This is a genomic window from Lysobacter enzymogenes, from assembly GCF_017168095.1.
GTDB lineage: Bacteria > Pseudomonadota > Gammaproteobacteria > Xanthomonadales > Xanthomonadaceae > Lysobacter > Lysobacter enzymogenes_D.
This window is the reverse complement of record NZ_LXSD01000103.1, coordinates 1-17,988: the sequence shown is the minus strand read 5'-3', so window position 1 is coordinate 17,988 and position 17,988 is coordinate 1. Positions and strand designations below refer to the sequence as shown.

The window sequence follows — 17,988 nt, the reverse complement described above, 5'->3', positions numbered from 1 at the left end:
GCCGGCCGCGCGGCGCGCAGCATCGCCACCGCCTCGTCCACGCTCGCCGCGCGGCCGCTGCGCAGCAGCCATGCCGTCACCGCCGCGGCGCTGCGCGAATAGCCCAGGGCGCAACACACCAAAATCTCGCCGCGCCCCTGCCGCTGCGCGATCGCCTCGGCCGCCGCGTGGAGCTGCTGCGGCGTCGGCGCCACCAAGTCGAGCATCGGCCGCACCGCATCGCCTGCGCGCGCATCGGCCAGCGACAGTTCGGCGCTGACGTCCACCACCGCGGCGAAGCGCGCGCGCTCGCCGCGGCCGGGGATGCGGCCGAGCCAGACGCCGTCGGCAACCGCCGCCGGCTGCGGCGCGCGCCGCGTCCACAGCCGCGAATTGATCCAGGCCGCGAGCAGATACGGCGCGAACAGCCAGCGCGCGGCCACGCTCAGGCGGCCGTCGTCGCGCTTCTGGAAACCCAGCGGCCCCAGCAGCGCGTAATTCAGCGCGACCAGCGCCAACGACGCCGCCGGCCACCACAGCCACAATGCCCAGCCGCCGAGCGCGCCCGCACTCAGCGCAACGGCGGCCCAAGCGCACAATGCCGCGCCGCCCGAATACAGCGCCGCCAGCGTCCAGCGCCTGGGATCGCGCGCCAGCGCCGCCTCGCGCCACGGCGCGCGGATGCGCTCGGGCCACAGCCACACGCACAGCCAGCCGGCCAGCAGGCCGGTCGGCACATCGATGAAATGGTGCTGGAACGTCGTCAGCACCGACACCGCGATCAACGCGAACCAGCCGTGCAGCAGCCAGCGCCACGCACCGCTCACGTGATGGGCGAAGCGCACCCACAGCACGATCAGCAGCACGATATGCAGCGACGGCGCCTGGTTGTACGGCTTGTCGAAGCCCAGCAGCACGTCGAACAGCCAGCCGAACACGCCGTCGCTGTCCGGCCGCACGAAGCTGTAGCGCAGCGGCCACAGCAGGAAACAGCTCACCGCCACCGCCTGCGCGGTCAACAGCCGCAGCGCCTGGGTGTCGAGCTCGCGGCGGTCGCGGCAGACGAACAGCGAGATGCCGTAGAACAGGTCGATCGACCAGTACGGGACGATGGTCCAGGCCCAGAACGGAATCGCCCGCTCCCAGGCGAAGGCCAGGCTCGGCACGTCCGCGCGCGCGGCCGCGACCGAGTTGGCGTAGCCGTAGCTGGCGAAGAACAGCGGCCCCAGCAGCAACAGCCACAGCGCCGCGCGCCCCCACGGACGCCGCGCCCGCTCGGCGGCGGTCATTGCGCGACCCGCTGCGCCATCGACACGGTGAAGATGCCCCAGCGGTCGATGCGCTGGTCGACCTTGACGAAGCCGGCCGCGCGCACCAGGTCGTCCATCTCCTGCTGGCTGCGCCGGCGCATCACCCAGGCCGCGCCGCCGCGGTGGCTGGTCAGCGCGCGGGCGATGAACTCCAGCTGCGGATGCCAGGGCTGGCCGGTGTAGACCAGGAACCCGCCCGGCGGCACCGCCGCGGCCAGGCCGTCGAGCGAGCGCCGCACCTGATCGTTGTCGGGGAACAGTTCGTACAGGCCCGAGACCACCGCCAGCGTCGGCTTCGGGTCCAGCGCGGCCAAGGCGTTGCGGTCGAAGGCATCGCCCTGGTCGAAACGGGCGATCGCGCCGGCCTGCAGTTGCTCGATCAGGGCCCGGCCCTTGTCGACGTTGAGCGGGCTGTAGTCGCGCAGACGCACGCTGTCGGCGTGCGCGCCCTCGCCGGCCAGCGCTTCCAGCGCATAGCGGCCGTGACCGGCGGCGATGTCGACCGCGTGCACCGGCAGCCCGGCTTCGCGAAGCCTGCGCATCGCTTCGCGCAACAGCTCATGCAGATGCAACCGGCGCACGCGGATGCCGCGCCAGCCGATGGCGTCGAGATAATTGCGGTCGACCATGCGCCCGAGCGGCCCGCCGCCGCGGGCCTCGTTGCGATAGACGTAGTCCAGGCTGCTGCCCGAATCGAAGCCGGTGTCCAGGCCCAGGCGGATGCCTTCGGACATCGTGCCGCCGAAACGCAGCCCCGCGCGCACGAAGCGCCAGCGCAGGTCGGCCAGCGACCAGCGCTGCGGCGGCCACGCCAGCTTTTCCGATTCCTCGAAGCTCGGCCCGCGCCTGTGCGCCTGGCTGAGGTCGGCGCGGCTCAGCGGTTCGGCGAAGCGCGCCTGCACGAACGCGCGGATGCGGTTGACCGCGGCGACGCGGCCCTTCTCGCCGAGGGTGTCGTGGAAGAAATCCGCCAGCAGGTGGCGTTCCTTGATCGCGCTGCCCAGGCGCTCGTAGAACCGGTCCTGCGGGCCGCGATGGACGACGAAATCGGCGCCGGAGACCAACAACTGCGTCGGCACCGTAATCGCCTGCGCGTCGGCGACGATGCGGTCGGCCGCCTCGTACAAGCCCAGCAGCACCCGCACCGAGATCGGCCGCGTGATCAGCGGATCGCTGCGATAGCTGCGCACGCGCTCTTCGTCGTGGGTCAGCCACTGCGGCTTGACGTAGCTGTTGACGAAGAAGTTGCCGCGCAGCTTCTGCATCAGCGCCAGGCCCGGCCGCGCCAGCGGTACGTACAGCTTGACCTTGAACGCCGGCGAGGCCAGCACCAGCGCGCGCAGGCGCGGGGCGTAATCGTGGACCCAGGTCGCGGCGACCACCGCGCCGACGCTCTGCGCGATCAGGGCGATGTTCTCGACCTCCACGCCGTGCCTGTCGCGGATGTGCGCGACGAAGCGGTCGAGATCGCGCACCAGCGCTTCGAACCCGGGCGCGTCGCCGCGCTCGCCGGGCGAGCGGCCGTTGCCGCGCGCGTCCCAGGCGAAGAAATCGCAGTCGTCTAGGCCCAGCTCCGGCACCAGGTGCTCGACCCGGCCCGAATGCTCGTGGCCGCGATGCAGCAGCACCACCGCCTTGCGCGCGCCGACGCCGGCCTGGCTCGCCGGCCAATGCCGGTAGAACAGCTCGGCGCCGTCGAAACTGGCGAACCAGCGCTCCTCGGCCGCGCGCGCGCCGCCGGACTTGACCACGACTTCCTCGTTCATTCCCGCTCTCCTTGTCGAACCTTAGCCGCGTCCGTGCCCGCATCCCGAGCGGCGCCGGGCGCGGCATCATGCCGCAAACCGGCGCGCACGCGGCGGACCACCGTCCATGCGCACAGCATCGAGGCCAGCACCAGCGCCAGCTCGAGCGGCCACGCCGCACTCCATCCCAACGCCAGCGCCAGCCCCAGCGCGCCGACCACGAAGGCGCGGTCGCTCTTGCCCATCGGCCCGTCGTAGCGCCGCGGCGCGCCGACCATGAGCGCGAGCACGCCGGCGTATTCGGTCAGCGCCGCCAGCAGCACGAACGCCAGCAGCGGCGCCGGATGCAGCCCGGCCACCGCCAGCAGCGACAGGTACAGCGCGCTGTCGGAAACCACATCGCACAATTCGTTGAGGTAGGCGCCCAGCCGCGATTGCTGGCCGAACTCGCGCGCCAACATGCCGTCGATGGCGTTCAGGGCCATGCGCGCGAACATCCACAGCGGCAGCAGCGCGAACAGCCACGGCCGCTGCGGCGCGCCCCAGTACACCAGCGCGGCCGCCGCCAGCGACACCAGCGCGGCGGCGACGGTGACCTGGTTGGCGCTGACGCCGGCGGCGTACAACCGCCGCACCAGCGGCCGCAACAGATCCTGGAAGCGTCCTTTCAAAGCATAGATCGAGGCCATCGTTACCCGTCTTCGTCCTGACTCGGCGCGCCCGGCGATGGGGCGCCGCCGACAGCTTAGCCGCTGCGCGCGCGGATGCGCGCCGGACGCGGCGCGGGCGCGGCGGTTTCGGCCGGGTATAGCGACAGTGGCCCCGCTGGCGCGCGCGGCGGCACCGGCGCGGCGCGACTTTGCCCGCACGGGCGGCAAATCCCGCGTGAGGGCGCCGTCCGCAGGCCCTGAACGGGCGGCCCGGCCGGCCCGCGCGGCTATAATTCCCGCGCCCTTCCGCTGCCCTCCTCCCCGCATGACCTCCGAGCTTTCCGCCGGTAATCCGGTACGCATCCGTCGCGCCTTGCTGTCCGTGTCCGACAAGACCGGCCTGATCGAACTCGCCCGCGCGCTCGCCGCGCACGGCGTCGAACTGCTGTCCACCGGCGGCACCGCCAAGGCCATCCGCGACGCCGGCCTGCCGGTGCGCGACGTGGCCGAGGTCACCGGCTTCCCGGAAATGATGGACGGCCGGGTCAAGACCCTGCATCCGGTCGTGCACGGCGGCCTGCTCGGCCGCGCCGGGCTCGACGAGGCGGTGATGGCGCAGCACGGCATCGGCGCGATCGACCTGCTGGTGCTGAACCTGTATCCGTTCGAGAAAGTCTCGGCCGATCCGAACAGCTCGTTCGAGGACGTGATCGAGAACATCGACATCGGCGGCCCGGCCATGCTGCGCTCGGCGGCGAAGAACTTCGCCCGCGTCGCGGTCGCCACCGACCCGGGCCAGTACGGCGAGCTCGTCGCCGAACTCGACGCCCACGACGGCGCGCTGAGCGCCAAGACCCGCTTCGCCCTGTCGGTGGCCGCGTTCAACCGCGTCGCCCAGTACGACGCGGCGATCAGCAACCACCTCTCGGCCATCGGCGAAGACGGCGGCAAGCTCGAATTCCCGGCCCAGCACAACGCCAGCTTCGTCAAGGTCATGGACCTGCGCTACGGCGAGAACCCGCACCAGAGCGGCGCGTTCTACCGCGACGCGCAGCCGCTGCCGGGCGCCCTGGCCAGCTTCGTCCAGCTGCAAGGCAAGGAGCTGAGCTACAACAACCTCGCCGACGCCGACGCGGCCTGGGAATGCGTGCGCCAGTTCGAGCGTCCGGCCTGCGTGATCGTCAAGCACGCCAATCCCTGCGGCGTGGCCGAAGGCGTGGCCTGCGGCGATGCCTACGAGCTGGCCTACGCCACCGACCCGACCTCGGCCTTCGGCGGCATCATCGCCTTCAACCGCACGCTCGATGCGGCCACCGCCAAGGCCATCCTCGACCGCCAGTTCGTCGAGGTGCTGATCGCGCCGGACTACGAGGACGCCGCGGTCGAATACGCCAAGAAGAAGGCCAACGTGCGAGTGCTGCGCATCCCCGGCGGCGACGGCCGCAACGCCCTGGATTTCAAGCGCATCGGCTCGGGTCTGCTGGTGCAGAGCGCGGACCTGCGCGAAATCGGCCGCGACGAGCTCAAGGTGGTCAGCCAGCTGGCGCCGACCGAAGCGCAGCTGGCCGACCTGCTGTTCGCCTGGCGCGTGGCCAAGTTCGTCAAGTCCAACGCGATCGTCTATGCCCGCGACCATCGCAGCATCGGCATCGGCGCCGGGCAGATGAGCCGCGTGGTCAGCGCCAGGATCGCCGCGCTCAAGGCCGAGGAAGCCGGACTGGTCGTGCCGGGTTCGGTGATGGCCTCCGATGCGTTCTTCCCGTTCCGCGACGGCATCGACGCGGCCGCGGCGGCCGGGGTCAAGGCGGTGATCCAGCCGGGCGGCTCGATGCGCGACAGCGAAGTCATCGCCGCGGCCGACGAACACGGCCTGGCGATGGTGTTCACCGGCGTGCGCCACTTCCGCCACTGAGCCGCCCGCGGCGCGGGCGCCACGCCCGCGCCGCACTCGCCATGCCGCTGGAATTCAAACCCTATCCGCCGCCGGGCCAGCGCCAGCTCGGCCGCGAGCTGCTGCGCTCGCTAGCCCGCAAGCTGATCGTGCTGGCGGTGCTGGCCGCGGTGCTGGTGCTGTGGGCCGGCTGGCAGTACTCGCGGCGGCAATCGGTGGACAGCGAAACCCTGGGCGATTACCGCATCGATGGCGACGCGGTCAGCGTGCTGCTGGTCCAGCCCGACATCTCGCTCGACCTGGGCACCGGCTTGCGCGGCGATTACACCGCGCAGCTGGCGCGCGCGCTGGCGACCCAGTTCGAACAACTGGGCTACCGGGTCAGGCCGCTGTCCGCGCGCAGCGACGAGGAACGCTTCGGCCAGGCCTCGCGGCGCGAAGACAAGGACGCGGCCATCGCCCACCAGGCGCGGGTCGCGCAATCGCTGCGCGAGACCGGCGCGCCGGTGCTGCGGGTGTCGCTGGACGGGCTCGACAACGACGGCGCGGTCGTCACGGCCCATCGCTACCGGATCGAACTGCTCGACCCGCGCACCCTGCAGCCGTCGTGGCGCGCGGCGCTGACCTGGCGCGAAGGCCGCTCGCAATCGATCGCCCTGCTCTGGCACCTGCGCCGCAACCGCCTGCCGCCGCCGCTGTGGGACAGCCTGGCGACGCTGGCGGTGCAGCGCATGCGCGAGGACGGCAAGCTGCCGTCCGGCACGATCCACTGAGCATCGGCGCCTCGCGCCCGCAGCCTTGCGCTTACCGTCATTCCGGCGAAAGCCGGAACCCGTCTTGCTGTTGTCGTTGCGGTCGTGCTCCGCCAAGCGGATTACTGCGCAACGATCAAAATGGGTTCCGGCTTTCGCCGGAATGACGGCGGGAGAATGTCGGTCTGCCACCTGTAGGAGCGGCGCGAGCCGCGACCGCGACAACGCAACTGCGCCGAAACTTGCGCCGTGGCTGCGTTGTCGCGGTCGCGGCTCGCGCCGCTCCTACAGGTAGTTTGACAGCTTACGCGCCGGGCTTGTAGCGCTCGCGCCAGATGTCGTGGTCCACGCCGTGGCCCAGCTCGGGATACTGCGAGATGTGGAACTCCGGCGATTTGCCTTCGTCGAGCTGGCGGTCGTAGTCGCGGGTCAGCTTCACCACCACCTTCCACAGCAGCACCACCGCGATCAGGTTCAGCGTCGCCATCACCGCCATCGCCGCGTCGGCCGCGTCCCACACCAGCTGCACCTTCGAGAACACGCCCCACACGATCACGCACAGCGCGACGACGCGCAGCACGAACAGCGACTTGCGCCCGCCGCCGATGTACAGCAGGCCGCTCTCGGCGTACGAGTAGTTGCCCAGGATGGTGGTGAAGGCGAAGAAGAACAGTGCGATCGACGCGAACCACGCGCCCCACTCGCCGAAGAACACCGTCATCGCGCGCTGGGTGATGACCACGCCGTCGCCGCCCTGGCCGAGCACGCCCGACAGCAGCACGATCAGGCCGGTCGCGGTGCAGATGAACATGGTGTCGAAGAACACGCCCAGCGACTGCACGAAGCCCTGGCTGGACGGGTGATGCGGCACCGGCGTCGCCGCCGCGGCGATGTTGGGCGCGCTGCCCATGCCGGCCTCGTTGGCGTACAGGCCGCGCTTGACGCCGTTGAGCATCGCCGCCGCCATGCCGCCGGCGATGCCGCCCGCGGCCTGATCGATGCCGAACGCGCCGCGCAGGATCATCATGACCGCCGCCGGCACCTGGTCGTAGTGCGCGATCAGCGCCCACAGCGCCAGGCCGATGTAGCCGGCCGACATGAACGGCACCACCCACTCGGCGACCTTGGCGATCGAGCGCAGCCCGCCGAAGATGATCGTGCCGGTCAGCAGCACCAGCACCACCGCGACCGTGGTCTGCGAGAACTTGAAGGTCTCGCCGACCGACTGGGCGATGGCGTTGGCGTGCACGCCGTTGAACACCACACCGTAGGAGAACAGCAGGCAGGCCGCGAACGCCCAGCCCATCTTCGGCGCGCGCAGGCCGCGGGCGATGTAGTAGGCGGGGCCGCCGCGGTATTGGCCGTTCTCGTCGCGCACCTTGTACAGCTGCGCCAGCGAGCTTTCCGCATAGGCCGTGGCCATGCCGACCGCGGCCGTGCACCACATCCAGAACAGCGCGCCGGGGCCGCCCAGGCTCATCGCGATGGCGACGCCGGCGAGGTTGCCGGTGCCCACGCGCGCGGCCAGCGAGGTGCACAGCGCCTGGAACGGCGAAATGCCGGCGTTGTCGCCGTCGGTGCCGCGGCCGATCACCTTGAGCATGTGCGGGAAGCGGCGCACCTGGACGAAGCCCAGGCGCACGGTGAAGAAGATGCCGACCGCGAGCAGGCCGTAGATCAGCACGTAGTTCCACAGCACGTTGTTGATCGCGCCGATGATCGGAGAGATGGCGCGTTCGATCAGGTGCAGCAGCCAGTCCATGCGGTCGGTTCCGGGGTTGGGGCGAGAAGGAGAGTCGGTGGATGCGGCCGCGTCCGTGCCGCCCGGCGCCGCGCTCCGCGACCGGGCCCGCGCCGCGCGCATCGCCCCGCAACGGGCGCGATCGCGCGAAACCGCGGAAAACCCGACCGCAAACCGCCGCCTCCGGAGCCGCGGCCGCCGCAGGCGGGCGCGCGGTCCCCTCCTTGGGCCGGAACCGGGGGATGGTACCAGTCCGGTCGCCCCACCCCGCCGCCTGCCGTAAAATCCCATCCGGCATGAGCCGCTGCCCATCCGTCATGTCCCCCCGTCGTTTCCCTTAATTTCCCTGGAGTACGCATGAAGGTCCTCGTCATCGGGTCCGGCGGGCGCGAACACGCGCTGGCCTGGAAGCTCGCCCAATCCCCGCGCGTCGACGAGGTCCTGGTCGCTCCCGGCAACGCCGGCACCGCGCGCGAGGACAAATGCCGCAACGTCGCGGTGGCCGCCACCGACCTCGACGGTTTGCTGAAACTGGCCGCGGACGAAGGCGTCGCGGTCACCGTGGTCGGCCCCGAGGCGCCGCTGGTGGCCGGCGTGGTCGACCGCTTCCGCGCCGCCGGCCGCCGCATCTTCGGCCCCACCGCCGCAGCCGCCCAGCTCGAAGGCAGCAAGGCCTTCGCCAAGGACTTCCTCGCCCGCCACGGGATTCCGACCGCTTATTACGCGGTGCACACCGACGTCGACGCGGCGCTGGCTTACGTGCGCGAGAAGGGCGCGCCGATCGTGGTCAAGGCCGACGGCCTCGCCGCCGGCAAGGGCGTGATCGTGGCGATGACGCTGGCCGAAGCCGAGGACGCGGTCCGCGACATGCTCTCCGGCAACGCCTTCGGCGCCGCCGGCGCGCGCGTGGTGATCGAGGAGTTCCTCGACGGCGAGGAAGCCAGCTTCATCTCGATGGTCGACGGCGAGCATGCGCTGCCGATGGCGACCTCGCAGGACCACAAGCGCGTCGGCGACGGCGACACCGGTCCCAACACCGGCGGCATGGGCGCTTATTCGCCGGCGCCGGTGGTGACCCCGGACGTCCACGACCGGGTCATGCGCGAGGTGGTGATGCCGACCGTGCGCGGCATGATCGCCGACGGCGTGCCGTTCACCGGTTTCCTCTACGCCGGCCTGATGATCGACGCGCACGGCGCGCCCAAGGTCATCGAATTCAACGTGCGCTTCGGCGATCCGGAAACCCAGCCGGTGATGCTGCGCCTGCGCTCGGACCTGCTCGACCTGGTCGAGGCCGCGCTCGACCAGCGCCTGGACGCGATCCAGGCCGAATGGGATCCGCGCCCGTCGCTGGGCGTGGTGATGGCTGCGCAGAACTACCCCGACACCCCGCGCAGCGGCGATCCGATCGGCGAATGGGACGTGCCGCTGCCGGCCGACACCCAGGTCTTCCACGCCGGCACCAGGCTCGTCGACGGCCAGGCCGTGACCGCCGGCGGGCGCGTGCTGTGCGCCTGCGCGCTCGGCGACAGCGTGGCCGACGCGCAACGCCGCGCCTACGAAGTGGTCGCCGGGATTTCCTGGCAGGGCGAGTTCCATCGCCACGACATCGGCTGGCGGGCGATCGAGCGCGAAACCGCGAAGCGCTGAAGCTCGCGCCTGAGCAAACCGAAACGGCCGGAAGAGCCTCTCTTCCGGCCGTTTCGTCTTTGGGCCGCCCCCTGCAGGAGCGGCGCAAGCCGCGACCGCGAAACCACGCATACGATGCAAGCGCGATGTCGCGGTCGCGGCTCGCGCCGCTCCTACAGTCGGACTTCAATGCAACGCGGCCGGCGTTTCCTGCGCTTCCGGTTGCAGCGACACCGCTATCTCTTCGAGTTCCGCGATCTCCTTGTCCAGCGCCTCGTACAACTCGCCCTGCCGGGTCATCAACTCCTCGATCCGCTGCGCCTGCTTGAGCTTCTTCAACTCGCCATCGAACAACAGCCACTGCGCGGTCAACTGCTCGACGTAGTTCTTCGAGTAATGGCGCATTTCCTTGAGCTGGCTCAGCGTCGCGTTGACGTGATCCAGCGGCGTCTTGGCATCAGCGGACATGGCGACCTCCTCGTAGCACGGTGAGGCCCCAGGGTATCGGCGCCAAGCTGGCTGACGGCGAAACGCGCGCGACGACGCGCATCGCATTTCACCTGGCGCCGACAATTCCGAATGCGCCAACGCGGCGATCGCGGCGCCTAGAGCACCGGCGACATCATCGCCACCGCGTTCTGCACCAATCGCGCGGCGAACGGCCAGGCCTCGACCTCGTCCAGAGCGACCCGGCGCGATACCGACAAATACCTGTCCTGCCGATGCCGGATCGCCGCCGCCACCTGCGCATCGGCGATCAGCAGATTGTTCTCGAAATTCAGATCCAGGCTGCGTCGGTCCATGTTGGCCGAACCGATCAGGGCGATGTCCGCGTCCAGCGTCAGCGCCTTGGTGTGCAGCAGGCCCAGCGGGTATTCGTAGACCTCTACGCCCGCGCGCAGCAGGTCGGGATAGGCGCTGCGGCAGGCCTGTCCGACCAGCCAGGAATCGTTGCGCCGCGGAAACACGATCCGGGTGCCGACGCCGCGGCGCGGGGCGGCGCAGATCGCGCGCAGGATCGATTCGTCCGGCACGAAGTACGGCGTGACCACGACCAGTTCGCGGCGCGCGGCGTACATGCAGGCGACGAACATGTCGGCCATCGCGTTGCGCCGCGCGATCGGGCCGGTTTCGAACGCCTGGGCGATGCAGCCCGATTCGAAACGCTCGGGCACGACCGCGTCCGGATACTGTTCCAGCCCGTCCTCGCCGGTTTCGGGAATCCAGCCGCTGAGGAACAGGAACTGCGCCTGCCGCACCACCGGCCCTTCGCAGCGCAGCAACAGGTCGATCCACGGCGCATACGCGGCCTTGACCCGGAATTCGGCGTCGGCGCAATTCTGGCTGCCGCAGTAGGCGATGCGGTTGTCGATCACCACGATCTTGCGGTGATCGCGCAGGTCCATGCGGCTGAACGCCATGTGCTGCAAACGATGGATGTCGTCGAGCGTGCGCAGCAGCTTCACGCCGGCGGCGCCGAGCTGCTTCCAGCGCTCGCCGGCGATGAAGGCGCGCGAGCCGAACGCGTCGACCATCACCCGGCACGCGACTCCGCGCCGTGCTGCGGCCGCCACCGCATCGGCGACGCGGCCGCCGTTGCGGTCGTCGAGCCAGATGTAGAAGGCGATGTGCACGCTTTCGAACGCGGCATCGATATCCGCCACCAAATGATCGATGGCGGCCTGGCAATCGCGCGTGGGCTCATCGGCCGCGCTGTCCGCCGCTCCGAGCACGGCGATGCGGTTGCCGTCGACCGCGTGGAATCCGTTGATCGAACGCGCCAGCTCGAACAGCGCGGCGGCGTTGTCGGCCAGCGCGCGCGGCGCATTGGCTTCGTCGCCGGGCGAGGGCATGCGCTTGTAGGCGTTCTCGATGCGCTCGACCCGGGCGCGGCCGACGCTGGTTTCGCCGAGCAGCAGATACGCGACCATGCCGGCCACCGGCGCCAGCATGATCACCGCCACCCACGCCGCACGCGAGGCCGGCGTGCGGTTGGCGCGGGTCAGCGCGCGTGCCGCGACCAGCAGATGCGCGACGAACCCGAATGCGGTCACGCCCAGGTTCAGGGATGCGGACAATCCGCTCCAGTCGAACGCCATGCGACCTCCGTGGGCTCCTGCGCGAACGATTTTTGCCTGAATTCGGCTGACCCGGCAGCTTGCGGCGCGCCGCGTCGTCAAGCATCAGAGTGCCCCGTGGCGCCATTCCGAGTCCAGGCGCCGCGCGTTCATCGCGTTGGGGGCGCCGCTTCATCGCCGAATAACGAACCCTCTGTCTCACTTCGGCGTGCCGATGGCGGCCGAGACCGAATCGCGCCCGCGGATCGGCTAGGATCGGCGCAGATGCATCCCACCGGCACGGCCGTGCCGCTCACGCGTTACCGGTCGCCCAACGACCGACCATTCGACGGGGACATCACGTTGACCCATACCGACCTCGACCTGTCCACGCCCGAAAAGGCGCTGCACGCGCTCGAAGACGCCTGCCGCAACGACGACCGCGAGCTCGCCCGGCGCTGCCGCAACTTCGAAGACGAAGCCGAACTGCTGCTGCACCACCCGCGCGCGCGCGGCAATGCGCCGATGCCGCCGGCGCAGATCCCGCCGGCCGAGTTCGCGCGGGCGCTGCAACGCGAGTGGGAGCAGACCGCATTGCCCGACTTCCTCGGCGTCAGCACCAGCGTCGCCGCGGTCGAGCACTTCGGCGGCAAGTTCTTCCTGGTGACCCAGAACGTGCGCAATGCCGACGGCCGCACCTTCGCCCAGCGCCTGTACATGTCGCACTCCGAACACGGCTGGGCACTGCTGCGCCCGGAGCCGGCCTACGAGCCGCCGGCGCAGCCCAAGCCCTGGTGGGCGCTCTGGCGTTGAGCGCCGGCGCAGCGCGAGCCTGCCCGCGCTGCCCTTGAGGCTAAGGCATCGGCGCTGCGCGGCGTAATGCGGTCGTAGTCGGCCGCTGGCGAGCGCGCCGTCGGCGGCGCTATCCTGACCGCGCCGCCGCGCCGCGACCGGCGTGCCGCCGAGAGCCGTCCATGTTCGATTTCCGCCGCGTGCTGTTCCTGATGATCGGCGGCGCCCTGGCGCTAGGCCTCGCGCTCGCGGACTGGCTGGGCTGGCAACGCGCGATCATCGTCGCCGCCAACAGTTTCTTCTTCGTCTACCTGGCCTACGACATCCCCGCCTTGTCGCGCCTGAGCGGCGATCGCCTGCGCAAGGCCGCCGTGCGCAGCGACGTGCCGGTCTACGCGTTGTTCATGATCGTGGTCGCGACCGTCAGCACCGCGCTGGCGGTGCTGTTCATGACCATCAACGCCGACGACCGCCCCACCCCGATCTGGCTGATCTTCGCGCTGCTGTCGATTCCGCTGGGCTGGGCGACCATCCACATGATGGCCGCCACCCACTACGCCCACCTCTACTGGCGCCCCGGCCCCAACCGCGCGCCGCGCGGCGGCCTGGACTTTCCCGGCGAGAGCGAACCCACTGCGATGGACTTCATCTACTTCTCGTTCGTGATCGGCATGACCGCGCAGACCGCGGACGTCTCGATCACCGGACGGGCGATGCGGCGGTTCGCGCTGATGCACTCCATCGTCGCGTACTTCTTCAACGCGGTGCTGGTGGCGGCGGCGGTGAATGTGGCGGTGGCGGCGAATTGAAGCCGGCACGACTGAAGCCGGAGCGTAGGCGGATCATTCCCGCGCGCCCGCATACCGACTCGGCGCCCGCCCCACCCGCCGCGCGAACGCCACGCTGAAGGCGCTGCCGGAACCGTAGCCGACGCGCTCGGCGATCTGCGCCACGCTCAGCTCGCCGCGGCGCAGCAGGTCCTTGGCGATCTCCATCCGCCAAGTCAGCAGATATTCCATCGGCGCCGCTCCGACCACGCGGGTGAAGCGCTCGAAGAAGGCCGAGCGCGACAGGGCCGCGATGTCGGCCAGTTGTGCCACGCTCCACGGCCGCTCGATCTGCGCATGCATCCGCCGCAACGCCGGCGCCAGGCGTTCGTCGCCCAGGCCGCGCAGCAGGCCCGGCGGCGCATCGCCGGCGGCGGCCGAGCGCATCGCTTCGATCAGCAGCATCTCGGCCAGCCGGCTGAGCATGAACTCCGCGCCCGGCTGCTGCTGCGCGTATTCCTCGCCGACCATCTGCACCAACCGCATCAGCCGCTGCGAACCGGGCACGTGCACCACGCGCGGCAGCAACGACACCAGCAGCGCGGTGTCGGCGCGATCGAATGCGAACGCGCCGCCGAGCGAGCGCATGTCCGGCGGGCCGTGCTGCTCGCCGTGGCGCAACTCGCCGCCGCCGCCCGGGACCACGTTGGGATCGATGAACACCGGCGGCGCCGGCGCGAAGCTCGACAGGGTGAACGCCGGCGTGGTCGGCAGCAGGACGAAATCGCCGGCGCGGATCTCGATCGGCGCGTGCCCGTCCACCGCCAGCCGGCAATGCCCCTCCAGCACGATGCAGAATCCGGGCTGGCCGTACTCGGCGTAGCGCACCGCCCAGGCGCCGCGCCCGCTGATCAGGTTGGCGAACACCGCGCGCGGCCGCAGCAGTTGCACCAGTTCGGACAACGGGTCGCCCATGACTGGACTCTGGCTAAAGAAACAAGGACTTTATCTTATCGAACATCCGCCGGCTGCGGCCTAAGGTGGCGCCACACCCAACCGCTCCCGGAGCCCGCAATGAAGACCGTCCTGATCACCGGCTGCTCGTCCGGCTATGGCCTGGCCACCGCCCGCCACTTCCTCGCCTACGGCTGGAACGTCGTCGCCACCATGCGCACCCCGCGCGCCGAGCTGCTGCCCGCCGACGACCGCCTGCGCATCCTCGCCCTGGACGTGACCCGCGAGGACAGCATCGCCGCAGCGCTGGACGCTGCCGGCCCCATCGACGTGCTGGTCAACAACGCCGGCCTGGGCCTGTTCGGCGCGTTCGAAGCCACGCCCATGACCACCGTGCGCGAGATCTTCGACACCAACACCTTCGGCGCCATGGCCGTGTGCCAGGCCGCGATCCCGCACCTGCGCGCCCGCGGCGGCGGCACCCTCGTCAACGTCACCTCCAGCGCCGTGCTCGCCCCGTTCCCGCTGGTCGCCGCCTACACCGCCAGCAAGACCGCGATCGAAGGCTTCACCGCCTCGCTCGCGCACGAGCTGGAGGCCTTCGACATCCGGGTCAAGCTGGTCCAGCCCGGCTATGGGCCGAGCACGCGCTTCACCGCCAACGGGCAGCAGCGGATGCAAGGGTTGATTCCCGAGGCGTATGCGCCGTTCGCCCAGCGCGTGTTCGCGGGGTTGGGCGAGGTGGCTGCGGTGACGCATGAGAAGGATGTCGCCGATGCGGTGTGGCGGGCGGCGAACGATGTTTCGCAGCGATTGAGTTACCCCGCCGGCGCCGACGCAGTGGCGCTGGCGAAGCAGCGCGCCGTCGCGTAACGGATTGCGCCGCGGCTTACGACCCGGAGGGCTTCGCTTCGCCGGCCGCGCCGATGCGACGTTCTGCGAGGAAGGACGTCACGTCGACATAGCCTTCGCCGACGCGGCGGAAATGCAAGACGCCGTCGCGCAGATCGGCCTCGTCGACGAGCCAGTCCTCGTCGGCGACGAAGAACTTCGCATCCTCCAGGAACGGCGCCAGCTCGCGCAGGCTCTGCACGAAGGCCTCGTAACCGCACCACATCTTGCCGCCGCTCTGGATGACGACGACATCGCAGTCCTGCGGGTCCTGGTCCACATCGGGCCCGTCGAGATTCGGAAACGCGATCCGTACACCCGCCGGGCAGAAGAACGTGTAGAAGTGGCGCACCGAGGTGTCCCCGAGGACGCGCAGCACCTCGTCGCGCCGACCCTCGCGCACGGCGATGACGACGCCGAGGCCGTCGCGCGGGGACACTTGGCGGATTTCGCGTTGGTTGCCCATTACCGATCGCCTTCGCCGGCCGACGGCCAAGAAGCGAATGCCTCCGGCCGGCGGATGCTCAAGCCTCCGGCCGCTTGTACAGCGGACCGAACAAGGAAACCCGATATCCCGCCTTGCGGATCAGGCTGACCGAGAAGAACAGCAACACCACGATGCAGATCAGCCGCAGATAAGGAACGATCGTAGACAGCACGATCAGGCCCGTGATGGCGCCCGACCACCCCAGCGCGCTCGCCGCCAGATAACTGCCGTACGCGCCGGCCACGAATGCCGCGACCGTCAGCGCCGCCCCCACCCACCCCAGCGCTCCCGGGTCGTGCGCGGCCGCCGCTACGGCCACCAGCCCCGTTGCCAGGATGCTGGCCAGAAAAGCGAACACGAGCAAGCGCAGCCCAGTGACCGCATCCTTCGCGGCCGCTTCGAGCTTGTGGTTCTTGTTGAAAGTGACATTGCTCAGGTCCACGCCTACCCCCTATAGGTCGTTGAATCGCGATTGTGTGCGAAGCGTCTGCCGCCGGCTAGAGTCGGAGGGCATTTCGCAAGTGCGTGCAGAGCGGACCTTTCGGGTGGCTCGGCGCGGGCGCCTGTTTCGCCCGCGCCGGCACGACGCGCTAACCCGTGGCCTCGTACACTGCCGTTCCATTCGACCCGCGCAGGACCGTCCCACCATGCCTCCCATGCTCGCCCAGGCCACCTACATCGCCACCAAGATCGGCGAGGCCTTCGCGATCCTGGCCGTGGCCTGGCTGTTGACCACGCTGCTGCGGCAGTTGGTGCGGCGGATGTCGACGCGCTACGACATCGCGCCGGCGTTCGCGCTGGGGCTGCGGCGCGGGTTGAGCACGGTGATCTACATCACCGCGCTGCTGATGTTCCTCAACCGGGTCGGGATTTCCGGGTCGGTGGTGTGGACCACGCTGACCGGGTTCGTGGCGGTCGGCGCGGTGGCGTTCTTCGCGGCGTGGAGCGTGTTGTCGAACATCTTCTGCGCGTTCTTGATCCTGACCACGCGGCCGTTCCGTCTGTACGACTACATCGAGGTGCTGGAGAACGGCGACAAGCCGGGGCTCAAGGGGCGCGTGGTCGACATCAACTTCGTCTATACGACGTTGCAGGAAACCCATGCCAACGGCGACGACACGGTGCTGCAGGTGCCCAACAGCCAGTTCTTCCAGCGCACGACCCGGCGCTGGCGGCATGAGCCGGAGTGGAGCCGGGTGGCGCGCGAGCTGAAGACGGCCGAAGGCGCGGAGTGGCAGGACGCGGGCGGGCGCTGAGCGCGACGAAAGCCGCGTGATCGCCCTGTAGGAGCGACGCGAGTCGCGACCGCGAATCCGCAGCTACGACGAAGGTTGCGCCGCGAGCGGCTGGTTCGCGGTCGCGGCTTGCGCCGCTCCTACAGGGGGCGGGCGGAACATTCGTCAGAGCCGGGTTACGTCGATAACGGCCCGCGCGAAGGCTTGCGGGGCTTCCTGCGGCAGGTTGTGGCCGATGCCGCCCTCGATCTCGCGGTGCCGGTATTTGCCGGTGAACTTGCTCGCGTAAGCCGACGCCGGCGGATGCGGCGCGCCATTGGCGTCGCCTTCCAGGGTGATCGTCGGGATCGCGATGTTCGGGGCCTTCGCCAGCCGCGCTTCCAACCCGTCGAGGCGCGCTTCGCCTTGCGCCAGGCCCAGCCGCCAGCGGTAGTTGTGGACGACGATGGCGACGTGGTCGGGGTTGGCGAAGGCGGCGGCGCTGCGGGCGAAGGTGGCGTCGTCGAAGCGCCATTGCGGCGAGGCCAGTTCCCAGATCAGGCGGGCGAATTCGTCGCGGTGTTCGGCGTAGCCGCGTTCGCCGCGCTCGGTGGCGAAGTAGAACTGGTACCACCATTGCAGCTCGGCTTTCGGCGGCAGCGGCGTTTGGCCGGCCTGCTGGTTGCCGATCAGATAACCGCTGACCGAGACCAGCGCCTTGCAGCGCTGCGGCCACAACGCGGCCAGGATGCCGGCGGTGCGCGCGCCCCAGTCGCAGCCGCCGACGATCGCCGATTCGATGCCCAGCGCGTCGAGCAGGGCGATGGCGTCGACGGCGAGCGCGGCCTGCTGGCCGTTGCGCGGGGTGTCGGCGGACAGGAACGCGGTCGGGCCGTAGCCGCGCAGGTAGGGGACGATCACGCGGTAGCCCTGGCCGGCGAGGATCGGCGCGACGTCGGCGTAGGTGTGGATGTCGTAGGGCCAGCCGTGCAGCAGCAGCACCGGGGTGCCGTGGCGCGGGCCGAGCTCGGCGTAGCTCACCCGCAGCGCGCCGGCGTCGATCTGCTTGAGCGGGCCCCATGCGGGCGCGCCGGCGGGCGTGGGTGCGGACGCGCGCGGCGGCGCCGCG

17 protein-coding genes are annotated in these 17,988 nt (G+C 70.2%); 7 read left to right on the top strand and 10 right to left on the bottom strand.

The window, feature by feature from the left end:
- The 3 genes from A7A76_RS02940 to A7A76_RS02930 all read right to left on the bottom strand — a co-directional run.
- On the bottom strand, window positions 1-1,268 hold a 1,268-nt coding region (locus tag A7A76_RS02940; protein ID WP_206409792.1), incomplete at its 3' end, for a phosphatase PAP2/dual specificity phosphatase family protein.
- Window positions 1,265-3,055 carry a bifunctional alpha/beta hydrolase/class I SAM-dependent methyltransferase gene (locus tag A7A76_RS02935; protein ID WP_206409791.1) on the bottom strand — a complete coding sequence of 597 codons (1,791 nt, stop codon included), beginning with the start codon at window positions 3,053-3,055 and terminating at the stop codon, window positions 1,265-1,267. The genes A7A76_RS02940 and A7A76_RS02935, both read right to left, overlap by 4 nt.
- Window positions 3,052-3,723 (bottom strand): CDP-alcohol phosphatidyltransferase family protein, encoded by a 672-nt coding sequence (locus tag A7A76_RS02930; RefSeq protein ID WP_206409790.1) that lies wholly within the window; start codon window positions 3,721-3,723, stop codon window positions 3,052-3,054. Before A7A76_RS02930 ends, A7A76_RS02935 begins: the two co-directional genes overlap by 4 nt.
- Window positions 3,724-4,009: 286 nt before the next feature.
- Between A7A76_RS02930 and purH the strand changes: the two genes are divergently transcribed.
- Both purH and A7A76_RS02920 read left to right on the top strand, forming a co-directional pair.
- A complete protein-coding gene (purH, locus tag A7A76_RS02925) occupies window positions 4,010-5,596 on the top strand; it encodes a bifunctional phosphoribosylaminoimidazolecarboxamide formyltransferase/IMP cyclohydrolase (protein WP_206409789.1) in 1,587 nt (528 codons plus the stop codon).
- Window positions 5,597-5,637: 41 nt separating this feature from the next.
- The gene (locus A7A76_RS02920; RefSeq protein ID WP_206409788.1) at window positions 5,638-6,348 is read left to right on the top strand and encodes a hypothetical protein; all 711 of its coding nucleotides are present in this window, start codon (window positions 5,638-5,640) and stop codon (window positions 6,346-6,348) included.
- Window positions 6,349-6,631: 283 nt separating this feature from the next.
- Here A7A76_RS02920 and A7A76_RS02915 read toward each other — a convergent pair whose 3' ends face one another.
- Window positions 6,632-8,089, bottom strand: coding sequence for an alanine/glycine:cation symporter family protein (locus tag A7A76_RS02915; protein WP_206409787.1), 1,458 nt, complete (start codon window positions 8,087-8,089; stop codon window positions 6,632-6,634).
- Between the two features lie 336 nt (window positions 8,090-8,425).
- Between A7A76_RS02915 and purD the strand changes: the two genes are divergently transcribed.
- On the top strand, window positions 8,426-9,718 hold the full coding sequence (gene purD / locus A7A76_RS02910; RefSeq protein ID WP_206409786.1) for a phosphoribosylamine--glycine ligase: 1,293 nt from the start codon (window positions 8,426-8,428) through the stop codon (window positions 9,716-9,718).
- Between the two features lie 165 nt (window positions 9,719-9,883).
- On the opposite strand, the gene A7A76_RS02905 is transcribed toward purD, so the two are convergent.
- A complete protein-coding gene (locus A7A76_RS02905; protein ID WP_206409785.1) occupies window positions 9,884-10,165 on the bottom strand; it encodes a hypothetical protein in 282 nt (93 codons plus the stop codon).
- Between the two features lie 137 nt (window positions 10,166-10,302).
- A complete protein-coding gene (gene cls, locus A7A76_RS02900) occupies window positions 10,303-11,796 on the bottom strand; it encodes a cardiolipin synthase (protein WP_206409784.1) in 1,494 nt (497 codons plus the stop codon).
- A gap of 321 nt (window positions 11,797-12,117) precedes the next feature.
- Here cls and A7A76_RS02895 point away from each other — a divergent pair, with 321 nt between their 5' ends.
- Complete coding sequence (locus A7A76_RS02895; RefSeq protein WP_206409783.1) at window positions 12,118-12,567, top strand: hypothetical protein; 450 nt, start codon at window positions 12,118-12,120, stop codon at window positions 12,565-12,567.
- 161 nt (window positions 12,568-12,728) lie between these two features.
- On the top strand, window positions 12,729-13,355 hold the full coding sequence (locus A7A76_RS02890; protein ID WP_206409782.1) for a DUF1345 domain-containing protein: 627 nt from the start codon (window positions 12,729-12,731) through the stop codon (window positions 13,353-13,355).
- Between the two features lie 33 nt (window positions 13,356-13,388).
- On the opposite strand, the gene A7A76_RS02885 is transcribed toward A7A76_RS02890, so the two are convergent.
- Entirely contained in the window at window positions 13,389-14,288 is a 900-nt protein-coding gene (locus A7A76_RS02885; RefSeq protein WP_206409781.1) for an AraC family transcriptional regulator, read from the bottom strand.
- 99 nt (window positions 14,289-14,387) lie between these two features.
- Between A7A76_RS02885 and A7A76_RS02880 the strand changes: the two genes are divergently transcribed.
- Entirely contained in the window at window positions 14,388-15,140 is a 753-nt protein-coding gene (locus A7A76_RS02880; RefSeq protein ID WP_206409780.1) for an SDR family oxidoreductase, read from the top strand.
- A 16-nt stretch (window positions 15,141-15,156) separates the two neighbouring features.
- Here A7A76_RS02880 and A7A76_RS02875 read toward each other — a convergent pair whose 3' ends face one another.
- Together A7A76_RS02875 and A7A76_RS02870 are read right to left on the bottom strand one after the other, a co-directional pair.
- Window positions 15,157-15,624, bottom strand: coding sequence for a hypothetical protein (locus tag A7A76_RS02875; RefSeq protein ID WP_206409779.1), 468 nt, complete (start codon window positions 15,622-15,624; stop codon window positions 15,157-15,159).
- 58 nt (window positions 15,625-15,682) lie between these two features.
- The gene (locus A7A76_RS02870; RefSeq protein WP_206409778.1) at window positions 15,683-16,087 is read right to left on the bottom strand and encodes a hypothetical protein; all 405 of its coding nucleotides are present in this window, start codon (window positions 16,085-16,087) and stop codon (window positions 15,683-15,685) included.
- A gap of 214 nt (window positions 16,088-16,301) precedes the next feature.
- On the opposite strand from A7A76_RS02870, the gene A7A76_RS02865 reads away from it, so the two are divergent.
- Complete coding sequence (locus tag A7A76_RS02865; protein WP_074873413.1) at window positions 16,302-16,901, top strand: mechanosensitive ion channel family protein; 600 nt, start codon at window positions 16,302-16,304, stop codon at window positions 16,899-16,901.
- 144 nt (window positions 16,902-17,045) lie between these two features.
- Here the strand turns inward: A7A76_RS02865 and A7A76_RS02860 are convergent.
- The coding region (locus tag A7A76_RS02860) for an alpha/beta fold hydrolase (RefSeq protein ID WP_206409777.1) at window positions 17,046-17,988 on the bottom strand (943 nt) is incomplete at its 5' end.